Genomic DNA, 12947 nt, shown 5'->3' on the forward strand with positions numbered 1-12947 from the left:
CAGCATGGCCTCACGGAACTTCTTCGAGCCGTTGGCGTTGGTGCGCTCACCGATGGCCAGGTAGGAGGTGTCCTGCCGGAACGGCACGGACTGGTACAGCGACGCCGCACCCGGCTCCGGTCGCGGATCCCGCTCGCCCGGGACCATCCCGCGCACCCGTTCGACCACCTGACGCAGATGCTCGGGCGTCGTACCGCAGCAGCCACCCACCAACGACAGCCCGTACTCGCCGACGAACGTCTCCTGCGCATCGGCGAGCTCGGACGGGGAGAGCGGATAGTGGGCGCCGTCCTTGCCGAGCACCGGCAGGCCGGCGTTGGGCATGCAGGACAGCGGCACCCTCGCGTGCCGGGCCAGATAGCGCAGATGCTCGCTCATCTCGGCCGGGCCGGTCGCACAGTTCAGGCCGATCAGGTCGATGCCGAGCGGCTCCAGTGCGGTCAGGGCCGCGCCGATCTCGGAGCCGAGCAGCATGGTGCCGGTGGTCTCCACCGTCACCGAGCAGATCACCGGCAGGTCCGCACCCGTCGCCTCCAGCGCGCGCCGGGCCCCCAGGACCGCGGCCTTGGTCTGCAGCAGATCCTGTGTCGTCTCCACCAGCAGCGCGTCCGCACCACCGGCGATCATGCCCTCGGCGTTCTGCTGGTAGGCATCGCGCAACGTCATATACGGGGCATGGCCCAGAGTCGGCAGCTTCGTGCCGGGCCCCATCGACCCCAGCACCCAGCGCTGCCGCCCGCTCGACGCGGTGAACTCGTCGGCCACCTCACGGGCGAGACGAGCACCGGCCTCGGACAACTCGAAGACGCGTTCCGGAATGTCGTACTCACCCAGAGCCGCGAAGTTGGCCCCGAAGGTGTTGGTCTCCACGCAGTCCACGCCCACCGCGAAGTACTCCGCGTGCACCGACCGCACGATGTCCGGACGGGTTACGTTGAGGATCTCGTTGCAGCCCTCGAGCTGCTGGAAGTCCTGCAGAGAAGGATCCTGCGCCTGCAGCATCGTGCCCATCGCTCCGTCGGCCACCACCACGCGGGTGGCGAGCGCTTCCCGCAGAGCGGCTGCCCGGGCCGGGGCGGAGGCGGTCATGGGGTGACCGCCAGCCGTGAGGCGATGTCCTCGGCCGACCGGTGACCGTAGGTCGCACCGATCCTCGCCAGCAGATCCGCGGCGAGCAGCTTGTACTCCTGTGGGCCCACGGATTCGATCACCACCGTGGCCAGTGCGCAGCCGAGTTGGGCCGCGCGCTCGTAGGGAAGCTCCCACGCGAGGCCGGCGAGGAAACCCGCGCGGAACGCGTCGCCGACCCCCGTCGGGTCGACCACGTCGTCCGTCGGCACCGCCGGAATGTCCAGCGTCCTCGTTCCCGCCGCCGCGAGGGACACGCCGTCCGCTCCGCGGGTGACGATCCACGTCCCCACCCTGGCGAGAACCTCGTCGCGGCTCCAGCCGGTCCGCTCGAGGAGCAGCGCCGCCTCGTACTCGTTGGTGAACAGCAGCCGGGCACCGTCCACCAGGCGTCGCGTCTGCTCGGCGTCCAGGCGGGCCAGCTGCTGGGACGGGTCGGCCGCGACCGGAACACCCAGCGCATGAGCGGTGGTCGTGTGGCGCAGCATCGCCTCGGGGTCGTCGGCACCGACGATGACGAGGTCGAGGGGTTCCGCACGGCGGTGCACTTCGCCGAGGTCGATCCGGCCGGCCTCGGCCATGGCTCCCGCGTAGAAGGTGGCGATCTGGTTCTGGTCGGCATCCGTGGTGCACACGAAGCGGGCGGTGTGCAGCGTTTCGCTGACCCGGACCGACGACGTGTCCACACCGTGCTCCCTGAGCCAGGCGTCGTACTCGGAGAAGTCCACGCCGGCGGCACCGACCAGCACGGGACGCAGGCCGAACCGGCCGAGCCCCAGCGAGATGTTCGCCGCGACACCTCCCCGGCGCACGTCCAGGCGGTCGGCGAGGAATGACAGCGACACCCGGTCGAGCTGCTCCGTGAGGAGCTGCTCCTTGAAGCGGCCGGGGAAGATCAGCAAATGGTCGGTGGCTATCGAACCGGTGACTGCAATGCGCACAGCCATCTCCCTTCTTGCCTGTCGGACAGACCTGGTCAGGACAGGCCGGCGGCCTTGCGGAGGGCGTCGGCGCGGTCGGTGCGTTCCCAGGTGAAGTCGGGGAGTTCGCGGCCGAAGTGGCCGTAGGCGGCGGTCTGGGTGTAGATCGGGCGGAGCAGGTCGAGGTCGCGGATGATGGCCGCGGGGCGCAGGTCGAAGACCTCCGCGACGGCCTCTTCGATGGTGCGGTGGGCGACGGTGGCGGTGCCGAAGGTCTCGATGAACAGGCCCACGGGCTCGGCTTTGCCGATGGCGTACGCGATCTGGACCTCGCACCGTGCGGCCAGACCCGCGGCGACGACGTTCTTTGCGACCCATCGCATGGCGTAGGCGGCGCTGCGGTCGACCTTGGAGGGGTCCTTGCCGGAGAAGGCGCCGCCGCCGTGGCGGGCCATGCCGCCGTAGGTGTCGATGATGATCTTGCGGCCGGTCAGGCCGGCGTCGCCCATCGGGCCGCCGGTCTCGAAGCGGCCGGTGGGGTTCACCAGCAGGCGGTAGCCCTCGGTGTCCAGCTTGATGTCGTCCAGGGCGAGTTCGGCCAGGACGTGCTCGACCACGTGCTCGCGGACGTCGGGGGCGAGGAGGGTGTCCAGGTCGATGTCGGCGGCGTGCTGGCTGGAGACCACGACGGTGTCCAGACGCTCGGGGCGGCTGCCCGAGTACTCGATGGTCACCTGCGTCTTGCCGTCGGGCCGCAGGTAGGGCAGCGTGCCGTTCTTGCGGACCTCGGTCAGACGCCGCGACAGCCGGTGCGCCAGGTCGATGGGCAGCGGCATCAAGGTGGGCGTCTCGTCGGTGGCGTAACCGAACATCAGGCCCTGGTCACCGGCGCCCTGCGCGTCCAGCTCGTCCTCGTCGCCCTCCACGCGCCGCTCGTAGGCGCTGTCCACGCCCTGCGCGATGTCCGGGGACTGCGCGCCGATGGACACCGACACCCCGCACGAGGCGCCGTCGAAGCCCTTGGCCGACGAGTCGTAGCCGATGTCCAGGATGGTGTCGCGCACCAGCTGCGCGATGGGGGCGTACGCCTTGGTGGTCACCTCGCCGGCGATATGCACCTGACCGGTGGTGATCAGCGTCTCCACCGCCACCCGGGAGGCCGGGTCCTCCCGCAGCAGCGCGTCCAGGATCGTGTCACTGATCCGGTCTGCGATCTTGTCGGGGTGGCCCTCGGTGACGGACTCCGAAGTGAACAGTCGACGGGACATCGCCGCTTCTCCTCTGCTTGATAAAGGGGTACTGGGGACGTGGGGACGGCGCCGGGTGAACGGCGGGAGGGTGAGGGTCAGGAAGTGCATGTGAATCCGGGGACGGTCACGACGCCCGCCGCGCCCCGCGCCCTGTCCAGGACGAGCCGGGCCAGGGCGATGTCCAGCGAACCCAGGCCGAAGGGCGAGTAAACGGCTCGTGTGCCGCGGTCGGGCTTGACCGTGCCGCTCAGCAGGTCACCGACGGGCACGATGTCCTGGCGCTCGACGGTGCCCTGCTCGACGGCGAGGGCGAGCGAGGTCTTCTCGCGCAGGGCGTGAGCGACGTCGTCGACCACGTGCACGGCGCCGGCCATGGCTTCGGGCGTCAGGTCGCGCAGCGACATGTGCAGGACCACGGCGTCGTCCTTGAACCAGCTCGACTCGCCGAGGTGCGGCACGACCGCGGTGGTGGCGAAGAGCACGACGTCGGCGTCCGCCACGGCCTCCTGAAGAGTGGCGGCCGCGAAGACGTCGGCCGTCAGCCGGCCGGGGAGCTTCCCGCTCTCCGAGGCGAAGCTCTGGGCCCGTTCGTGGTCGAGGTCGAACACCGCGAGACGCTCGCAGGACCAGCCCAGACCGGCGAACACATCAAGGGTGGTGCGAGAGATGTAGCCGGTGCCGATGATCGCGACCTTGGCCGGGGCACGGTCGCCCGCGCGCAGCGCCTCCGCGCCGACCGCAGCGGACAGCGCGGTACGGTGCCCGCTGATCTGTGCTCCTTCGAGGACGGCCTGGGGGAAGCCGGTGCGCGGATCGTTCAGAGCGATCAGGGCGGAAGCCCGGGGCAGCCCGCGGCCGACGTTCTCCGGGAAGCTCGAAATCCACTTCACCCCCATGGCCTCGGAGTCGCCGGCGACATACGCGGGCAGGGCGATGACGCGCTCCCTGCGCTGTTCGTCCGGGCGCAGGAACAGGCTGTCGGGGTTGACCAGCTGCCCGCGGGCCGCCTTGATGTAGATGTCCTCGACAAGCTCCTTGGACGCCGTGCCCAGGGACTGCAGAACCTCTCCGACCGCCGCCGCGGGGACGATGGTGAGGCTCTGGTCGGGGGACTGCTCGGAGTGGTCCATGTGTACCTCGCTGTCAGATCGTGTCGGGGGAGGGGCGGGGCGGCCGGGCCCGGCCGCCCCGGGGCCGGGTCAGCGCAGCAGGGAGAACTTCTTCGTCAGCGGGTCGACCGCGTCGCGCGGACCGAAGACGGCCACGCCGTAGTAGTCGAGTTCGCTCTCCGGTGTGCGGCGCATGCGCTCGAGCTGGTCGGCGTAACTCCCGCCGGTCATCTGAGCGGTGAAGTCGGTGCTCAGGAGTCCGGCGGCGGACGCTTCGCCGCGCAGTCGACGCAGCCAGGCGGGGCGGCCTTCGAGTACGACGAGCGAGAGCCCGGAGACAGGTGCGTGGGTGCCCTCGTCGGCATCCGGGAAGTCCAGGAACGACATGTGCGGGAGCAGTTCGGGGCGTTCGGCCGCCGCCTTGGCGACCAGACCGAGACAGAGGTGGGAGGCGGCGTTCGTGGCCACTCCGGGATCGAGTTTGGCCTTGAGAGCCACCACGAACTTGAATTCCGCGTCGACGTCTTCGGGTGTCACGACGATCCGAGTGTTTTCGGGCATGGCGTACGCTGTGGTCCTTTTTTTGTTGTGGTGCGAAACGAGAAGGTCAGGAGACCGAGGAGTAGTCGCGAAAACGCTGAACCGTTGCAGGGTTGATGCGGTATCCAGGGCGTCCTTGGATGACGGCGTCCTGGATCAACTCGTGATCGGCGGCTTCCCGGAAGATTTTCTGGCAGGCATGACGGAACCGGCGCACCGTCTGGGCTATTGCTGCCGGTGTACGGTTCGTGCGCTGTGACAGTTCTGTCGCCGAAAGGAACGGAACCTCGCCGTCCGACTGCCTCTGTGTAAAGGCTTCACCGAGCACCCTGAGCGTATCAGTAAGGGGCTGCGGCGTGATCTCATAAACCGTCATTCCTTCCAGCGAGAGCAGCGATCCGTACAGTGCCACCTCGAACCGGTCGAGGTCCGGCGCGGTGTTCGCGCCGAGCTCCACCGGAAATTCCGGCGTCAGATGTACAGGGCGCAGCCCGATGTACTTGCTGAGCTGCCACTGGAACTGGCTGCTCTGGGGCGCTTGCAGGTAATGGGCCGTCGCATTCACCATCTCCGGTACGACCGGACGCAGTTCCTGCAGATAGCGGGTGACCCATTCCACCGCCCCGGTCCTGCCGTGCAGCCGGGCGTGCAGGATGGCCGCGTCGAGCAGCACGACGGCGGCACTGGTCTCCAGGCCCGCGTAGGCGAACCGGTCGTGCAGAGTTGTCGCGGTGTCGATGAGCACACCCGGCTTGACCCGGATCCGGTAGGAGCGCAGCATCCGGTGCCAGCCCTCGTACGCGGTCAGATGGGGATTCCAGTCGTGCCGGCGGTCCGTGTAGCGGTCGGCCAGGTGCAGGAAGATCCTCGGATACGGCGAGGCCTGGAAGGTGGACCACCCGCAGGAGAAGACGTCGAGCGCCGCGTCGAAGTCCCGCCGGGCCCCGTACCGGCAGGCCGCGATGAGGTACTCGCTGGTGTGCACATAGCGTTTCAGCAGCGCTTCGTCCCGGGTGGTGAGCACATCCGGTCTGGTCGTGGAGGACTCCACGAACGTGCCGTAGCTGCCGCTGCGCACGTCGCCGAGATGGAAGGCGTACGACTCGTCCGCGACGCTGTCGACGAGCGGGTGGGTGCGGAGGATCTCCTCCACGTAATCCCGCTGTGCCTCCGCGGTGGCCGACGCGCGGTCCTGGCGGCCCGCCAGCAGATGGGCGATGACCAGGTCCGTGTGCAGCCAGGCGGCGTCCGCGTAGTAGCGGTAGTCGCGGTACCGGTCGAGCGCCACCTCGAAGGCGGACCGTGCCCGTTCCGCGTCGTTCGCCGTGGCGCCGGCCAGTCCCCGCTTCCACGACACGAACGAGACCTCGGAGAACTGCCGCAGGGGCACGTCGAGGCCGAGTCGGCCGGCGAGCCTGGCGAAAGCCGCGGGGAACACGGACTGCGGATAGCCGGCCCAGCCCTGGCTGAGGTGGTCGGCCGCTTCGGTGAGGAGATCCGGCGACTTCTCGTCCGCTCCGCGGTCGAGAAGTTCGATCAGCTCCATCGCCCGGGGCAGGATCCGGCCCGTGTACAGGATCGAGGATTTGACATAGCGCTCGGCGGTTTTGCCGAGAAGGGGGACGATGGACGCGCCGCCGTCGATGCGGGCACACAACGCGCCGAGTACGAGCGTCTGCGCCACATCATGTTCGTCGGCGAATCGGAGTTCGGCAGCCGATACGTCGACCACGTCTTCCACGTCCCCCCGGGGGCCGCCTGAGGCATGCCTCTCGAGCGCGTGAAAGCGCTCGGCCAAGCTGCTTGTCTGCACCTCGGTCCTATCCTTATGTGTTCAGGGCGGGCGTACGCGCCGGATCGCGCAGTTCTATCCGGTGACGCCGGTCGGCTGGGCAATCGCCCCGATCGATTTCATCCATGTGTCGGAATAGACGGTGCTCTCGTACTTCTCACCGCCGTCCGCGCAGATGCACAGGGCGTCACGCACGTCGGGGTTCTCCCCCAGGAAGCGTGCGCAGGCCGCGACGACCGCTCCGGAGGAAGCGCCGAGGTGAACGCCCGTCTCCGCCAGAACCTTGCGGCAGTAGTAGGCGGCCTCGCCGACATCCACGTAGGCGTAGTGGTCGATCAGGGAATCCTTGAGGAAGGAGGACGGGCGGCTCGCCCCGATGCCCGACAGGTGGCGTCGGCCGGGAATGCCGCCGTAGGCGACGGAGCCGTTGACGTCCACGGCCACCATGCGGGTGGCCACGCCCCGGTCGCGGAAGCACTGGCTGATCCCGGCGAACGTACCCCCGGTGGACACGGCGGCGAACAGTGCGTCCGGAGGGGACGGCAGCTGATCGAGGATCTCCGGGCCGGTCATCCGGCAGTGTATGTCCGGGTTTTCGGGGCTGTTGTACTGGTCGACCCAGACATAGCTGTCATCGATCTGGAGCATCTCCTGGACCTTGGCGAGCCGTGACAGCAAGTACCCGCCCGCCTCGTCGACCTCGTCGACCATCACGATGTGGGCGCCGAGGTCCGTCAGGCGGGTGCGGACCTCGGCCGTGCTCATGGGGTCGAGTACGGCGGTGAAGCCGATGTTCAGATAGCGGGCCATGCCGGCCAGCGCCACACCCAGGTTCCCTGACGTGGACTCGAGCAGTTGCACGCCGGGCCTGATCCTTCCGGCCTGCACGAGGCCGCGTACCAGGCCGTAGGCGGTACGGGCCTTGATCGAGCCCGAGATGTTGTACCCCTCGAGCTTCAGCTGGATCGTTCGTGGCTCCCCCTGGACATCGATCGTGACGGGCTTGATCGGGGTGAGCCCCAGCAGGGCCTCGAAGCGGTCCAAGTAGTGCTTCATCTTCCCTCACCTGTCGTGCGGCCGACCGGTCACCTGCGCGTATTGCATGTCATGTCCGGCCGCTGTGATGACACAAGACAGTCATACTAAGTATGATCCATGACGTAAAGGGGGTGTCTCAGGATCTGGGCTGCCCCGTCGACGCGACTCGTGGAAGGGCTCCCCCGTGGTGATCCAGGAGCAAGACCAACTGCCGCGCAAGGAGAAAGCGAGGCTTGTGCGCGATGCCCTCGGGGTCGGCCTGGCTGTCGGTGCCTACGGCCTGTCCTACGGGGCGCTGGCCGTTTCCAGCGGCCTGAGCATCGGGCAGACGCAGTTCCTGTCCCTCCTGCTGTACGGAGGTTCGGCCCAACTCGCCCTGGTGGGTACGCTCGCCGCGGGTGGCGGCGGCGTTGCCGCATCCGCGACCGCGACGCTACTCGGAGTGCGCAGTCTTTTCTACGGGGTGAGTCTGCGTCCGGTGCTGAAAGTGCGCGCCAGGCTCCTGCTGCCCGCCGCCCATCTGCTGAGTGACGAGAGCACGGCCATGGCGATAGCCAAGCGGACGCCGTCGGAGAGTCGCTTCGCCTACTGGGTCACCGGCTCCGTGGTGTTCCTGTTCTGGAACGTGACCACCCTGGTCGGCTCCCTCGCCGGCTCGCTGCTGGCGGACCCCAAGGTGCTCGGGCTGGATGTGGCCTCATCCGCCGCGTTCCTGGCCCTGGTGGCACCGAGGCTGCGTGAACGGGCCGGCCGGTTCGTCTTCGTCCTCGCGAGCCTGGTGGCCGTCGCCGTCTCCCCGCTCGTCGGCTCGGGTCTGCCCGTGGTGATCGCCGGACTGACGGCCCTGAGCGTTCTGCTGCTGCCAACGGTGCGGCCGCGGCAGCAGGTTGGCCGGAATACGAGCGGCGAAACGCCGGACGGCGGGTCCGCGGACGGTGCTCCGGCGGACGGGGTGGGCGCAGGGGAAGGCGCCGCTGGGCGCGGAGGTGCCTCATGAGCTGGACCTGGATTCTCCTCGCGACGGCTGCGTGCTTCGCGCTCAAGCTGGCGGGGCTGCTGGTCCCCGAGAGGGCGCTCGACCGGCCGGCCGTCGCACGGGTGGCGGGCGTGGTGCCCGTCGCGCTGCTCGCGGCCCTGATCGCCACGCAGACCTTCGTCGATCAGCAGCAACTCGCCCTGGACGAAAGGGTCGTGGGGCTCGCTGTCGCGGGTGTGGCGGTGTGGCGGCGGGCCCCGTTCCTGGTCGTGGTGGTGGCCGCGGCCGCCACGACAGCCGGTCTGAGGTGGCTCGACCTGGCCGGTTGAGGGTGCGCGTTCAGATCTTGAGACGCCCCTTTACGAGTCATCAGCAATCAATAAGATGACGTATGTAAGTCATCCCAAGGAGGCAGTATGACAAGCACGGCTGAGTATGCGGAGCTTCAGTACGGATGGGAGAAGGCCTACCAGGATCAGGATGCAGGTCCGCTGTGGCAGGAGGATCCGATTCCGGTCATCCCGCAGGCAGTTGAGGCCCTCCAGGCTCGCCACACGCGTACGGTCGTGGACCTGGGCTGTGGCGACGGGCGCAACCTCGCCGCGCTGGCTGACGCCGGGTTCAACGCGGTCGGCGTCGACATCGCCCCCACCGGGCTGGCGAACGCCCGGCGCGTGATCAAGCAGCGCTCGTTCCTGCTGCGCGCCGACGCGACGAAGCTGCCGCTCGTCGACGCCTCGGTGGACGCGGTGACGTGCTTCGACGTCTTCGGTCAGATCCAGGACCCCACCGACCTCATAGCCGAGGCCCGCCGCATCGTGGCGCCCGGTGGCCTGTTCGTCACCAACGCCTTCACGCTCAAGGACGGCACCTACGGCGAGGGCGAGGAGATCGCGCCGCACACCTTCGCCTACAAGGACACGCTGTTCCGCTACTACAGCGAGGAGGAGATGCGCGAGCTCTTCTCCGACTGGAACATCCACGAGATCCGCCGGATCTCCTGGGACGACCCGCCGCACGGCGACTTCCGCCCCTACCCGCACACCCACGACAACTGGGTCGTGTACGCCACGCCGCAGGACTGATCCGGTCCAGGCGTTTCGCGGGGCGGTCCTGCCCGGCATCCTGGGACAGGGCCGCCCTGGGCCACACCGAACATCCCCCCTTCCGCACGCCGCCCGGCCCGGCATGGCCCGAGTACGGGCGCTCCCGGCGATTCCCGGCGGCGGGTACCTGCGGCTCCGTGTGAGATGCGTTTCCTCCGGACGGCCGTGGTCCCTCCGTGCCGCCGCGCGGTTCTCCCTCTGTGAGGTCTGCGCCGAGCCGGCTCCGGCGGACCCCGAGCCCGCCGGACCGCCCCGGACAAGGGCGACGGCATGCCCTTTCGGCCGGGGACCGCAGACCCAGCCAGGTCCGACGACCCATCACCATCTGCCCGTTCCGGCCGAGTTGCCCGGCCGGGCACCAGTCGAGCTGCGACGGATAGGCCTGTGACCAAGAGAATTGTCATCATCGGAGGTGGCGCCACCGCTGTCAGTGCGCTGGCCCACGTGGCCGGTGCGCCCGGCATCGAACGCATCACCCTGGTGGCGCCCGGTGCCATCGGGTTCGGCACCGCTTTCGGCACCACCGATCCCACGCTTCTGTGCAACACCTCCGTGGACGTGACGTCCCTGCTGAGCGAGGGTCGTTCCGACTTCCTCGACTACCTGGCGGCCCGCGGACACCCCGTGCACCGCGACGACTTCGTGCCCCGCTACCTCGTCGGGCAGTACTGCCGGGAGCGCTACGGCCAGTACCGCGACCGGGCCCGCGCCACGGGCACCAAGGTCACGCACATCCGGGAACGCGCGGTCGCCATCAACAGCCTCGACGACGGCACCTACCAGGTCGAGCTGGGCGACGGCGCCACCGTCACGGGCACCGACATCGTCTTCTGCGCGGGCGCCGAGACGCCCCGGCTGCCCGCCGAGGTCAGCGCCCACCAGGGCGACCCGCGCCTCCTCGAATCGCCCTACCCGGCCGACCGGCTGCGGCGGCTGCCGCACGACGCGCGGGTCCTCGTCCTCGGTTCCAAGCTGTCGGCCATCGACGCCGCCCTCGTCCTGTCCCGGCAGGGCAGTCGGCACTGCGTCCTCACCTCGCCCTCCGCCACCCTGCCGGCCGTACGCACCCGCCTGCGCCGCAGCGCCGAGCCGGCCATCGGACGGCGCGACTGGGCGGCCCTCGACCCCGAGGATGCCTCCTTCGACGGCTCACTCACCCGCATGCTCGTGCGGGCCGTGCGCCGCAGCCACCCGACGGCGCGCGGCGTCCGCACCCGCTCCGGCGCGGACACGGCCACCCGGCTCCTGCACGAGGAGGCCCGGTTCGCGGACGACGGTCGCGTGCCGTGGCAGGACATCGTCGCCGAGGTCATCGACGCACTCAACGAGCACGTACCGCACTGGCGGCCCCGGGCGGCCGCGGATGTCCTGGCCCGCTACCGCACCCTGATGTCGCGGTACATCTCCGCCATTCCGGTGCGCAACGCAAAGCTGCTCGCATCCCACGCCGCCGAGGGCAGGCTGCGCGTGGCCCCCGGCTACCCGCGGCGCATCGAGCGGACCGACACCGGCTGGCGGGTGCACTGGCCGGACGGCTCGCTCGAGAGCTTCGACCACGTGGTCGTCGCCGCCGGGTACCGCACGCGGCGGCTCACCGGAACCGTCGGCCGACTGCACGTCGGCTACGACGGGGACGGCCCCCAGCCCGAACTCCTCGCCGACCTGCGGATCCGGTTCCCCGAACGCGCAACCGCGGAACGCATCTGGGTCCTCGGCGCCGCCGCGGGTGCCCGTCACCCCATCGTCAACTACCTGCGCGCGGCCGCCCAGCACGCGGCCGTGGCCGGAGGCCAGATCGTCCGGCCCCGCACCGATGCAGTCGCCCCGCTCGCCGAAAGGACCGCTCTGTGATCGCGCTCGTCATCCCGGCCTCCAGCGGCGCCCAGCTCGCCGACGCCCTTCAGGAGGAGGGGGCCGAATTCCTCGAGGTCCATCCCCAGGACCGCGCGCCGCTGGCGGGGACGGAGCGCACCGGCATCAAGACCGTCCTGCACTCCGACCTCGACAGCACAGCGGAGCAGCTGCGCGCCCTGGGCGTGCGCACCGTCGTCGCGGGCAGCGAGTTCGGCGTCACCCTTGCCGACGAACTCGCCGAGCGGCTCGAACTCCCGCACCACCGGCATGAACTGCGCGCGGCCCGCCGCGACAAGTACCGGATGCAGCAGGCCCTCGCCGAGGCCGGTCTCGCCCACGCCCACAGCACCGTGGTGCGCACCGAGGAGGAGCTGAAAGCTTTCCTCGCCTCAGGGGCGTCGTCGTACCCGCTGGTGATCAAGCCGTTCAACAGTGCGGGCAGTGACGGCTGCCGGATCTGCTCCACCGCGGACGAGGCTCTGGCCGCCTTCCGAGCGGTCGTCGGGCGGCGCAACCTCATGGGTGAGATCAACGAAGGCGTCCTCGCACAGGAATTCCTGTCCGGCTCGCAGTACATCGTCAACACGGTGAGCATGGACGGCCGGCATCTGCTCGCCGAGCTCTACGCCGAGCGCATCGATCGCATCGAGGGCAGCCCGGTGCTGCGGCACATCATCAGCCGCACCATTCCGGACGAGCGCGAGCAGGAGCTCGTCGACTACACCATGAGCTGCCTCGACGCGCTCGGCGTGCAGGACGGCGCGGCCCACACCGAGGTCATGCTCACCGCCGCCGGACCCCGGCTCGTCGAAGTCAACTCGCGGCTGATGGGCCCCTACCTGTCGCCCGACGCCTACCACTGCGCCTTCGGCTACAGCAGCCCCCACCTGGTCGCCGAACGGCTGCTGCGACCCGACGACTTCCACAACCGGTTCGACCTGCCGTACGGGCCGGCCCGCACCCTGGCCAAGGTCTTCCTGCGCGCCGACCGCCCCGGCATCCTGACCTCCGCCGACGGTCTGCGAGAGGTACGCCGACTGCCCGGCTTCCACAGCGTGGCCCGGCTGCCGCAGGTCAACGACGTACTGCGGGACACCCAGCTCACCACGGGTTCCTGCGGCACGGCCTTCTTCGTGCACGAGGACGCCGAACTCATCGAGCACAGCCTCGCCGTGCTGCACGAGATGGAGGACTCCGGAACCCTGTTCCAGGTCTCCGAAGCCGGGGGCTGACC

At 69.5% G+C, this 12947-nt stretch carries 12 protein-coding genes; 5 read left to right on the forward strand and 7 right to left on the reverse strand.

What is annotated here, in order from left to right; genetic code table 11:
* The 7 genes from ADK65_RS04120 to ADK65_RS04150 form a co-directional block, all read right to left on the reverse strand.
* A partial coding sequence (locus ADK65_RS04120; protein ID WP_199825566.1) for a homocysteine S-methyltransferase family protein occupies nt 1–1089 on the reverse strand: 1089 nt, incomplete at its 3' end.
* Entirely contained in the window at nt 1086–2069 is a 984-nt protein-coding gene (locus tag ADK65_RS04125) for a carbohydrate kinase family protein (protein WP_053668400.1), read from the reverse strand. The genes ADK65_RS04125 and ADK65_RS04120, both read right to left, overlap by 4 nt.
* A gap of 35 nt (nt 2070–2104) precedes the next feature.
* A complete protein-coding gene (metK, locus tag ADK65_RS04130; protein WP_053668401.1) occupies nt 2105–3316 on the reverse strand; it encodes a methionine adenosyltransferase in 1212 nt (403 codons plus the stop codon).
* A 77-nt stretch (nt 3317–3393) separates the two neighbouring features.
* Nucleotides 3394–4428, reverse strand: a complete 1035-nt coding sequence (locus tag ADK65_RS04135; RefSeq protein WP_053668402.1) for a hypothetical protein — start codon at nt 4426–4428, stop codon at nt 3394–3396.
* A 69-nt stretch (nt 4429–4497) separates the two neighbouring features.
* Nucleotides 4498–4968: a DUF2000 domain-containing protein gene (locus ADK65_RS04140; protein WP_234352788.1), complete on the reverse strand. Its 471-nt coding sequence runs from the start codon at nt 4966–4968 to the stop codon at nt 4498–4500.
* Between the two features lie 46 nt (nt 4969–5014).
* Complete coding sequence (locus ADK65_RS04145) at nt 5015–6679, reverse strand: hypothetical protein (protein ID WP_234352789.1); 1665 nt, start codon at nt 6677–6679, stop codon at nt 5015–5017.
* Between the two features lie 135 nt (nt 6680–6814).
* Nucleotides 6815–7795: a cysteine synthase family protein gene (locus ADK65_RS04150; RefSeq protein ID WP_053668405.1), complete on the reverse strand. Its 981-nt coding sequence runs from the start codon at nt 7793–7795 to the stop codon at nt 6815–6817.
* A 166-nt stretch (nt 7796–7961) separates the two neighbouring features.
* Between ADK65_RS04150 and ADK65_RS04155 the strand changes: the two genes are divergently transcribed.
* The 5 genes from ADK65_RS04155 to ADK65_RS04175 all read left to right on the forward strand — a co-directional run bounded on the left by ADK65_RS04155 (nt 7962) and on the right by ADK65_RS04175 (nt 12945).
* Entirely contained in the window at nt 7962–8774 is an 813-nt protein-coding gene (locus tag ADK65_RS04155) for an AzlC family ABC transporter permease (RefSeq protein WP_159038716.1), read from the forward strand.
* Nucleotides 8771–9082 (forward strand): AzlD domain-containing protein, encoded by a 312-nt coding sequence (locus ADK65_RS04160; protein WP_053668407.1) that lies wholly within the window; start codon nt 8771–8773, stop codon nt 9080–9082. The genes ADK65_RS04155 and ADK65_RS04160 overlap by 4 nt, the downstream gene beginning before the upstream one ends.
* Before the next feature lie 87 nt (nt 9083–9169).
* Nucleotides 9170–9838 (forward strand): class I SAM-dependent methyltransferase, encoded by a 669-nt coding sequence (locus ADK65_RS04165; RefSeq protein WP_078955804.1) that lies wholly within the window; start codon nt 9170–9172, stop codon nt 9836–9838.
* A 405-nt stretch (nt 9839–10243) separates the two neighbouring features.
* Complete coding sequence (locus ADK65_RS04170) at nt 10244–11710, forward strand: FAD/NAD(P)-binding protein (RefSeq protein ID WP_159038717.1); 1467 nt, start codon at nt 10244–10246, stop codon at nt 11708–11710.
* Nucleotides 11707–12945 carry an ATP-grasp domain-containing protein gene (locus ADK65_RS04175; protein WP_053668409.1) on the forward strand — a complete coding sequence of 413 codons (1239 nt, stop codon included), beginning with the start codon at nt 11707–11709 and terminating at the stop codon, nt 12943–12945. The genes ADK65_RS04170 and ADK65_RS04175 overlap by 4 nt, the downstream gene beginning before the upstream one ends.
* Nucleotides 12946–12947 lie beyond the last annotated feature (2 nt).

The sequence above is a fragment of the Streptomyces sp. NRRL B-1140 genome (genome assembly GCF_001280065.1).
In the GTDB taxonomy this organism is placed as follows: Bacteria; Actinomycetota; Actinomycetes; order Streptomycetales; family Streptomycetaceae; genus Streptomyces.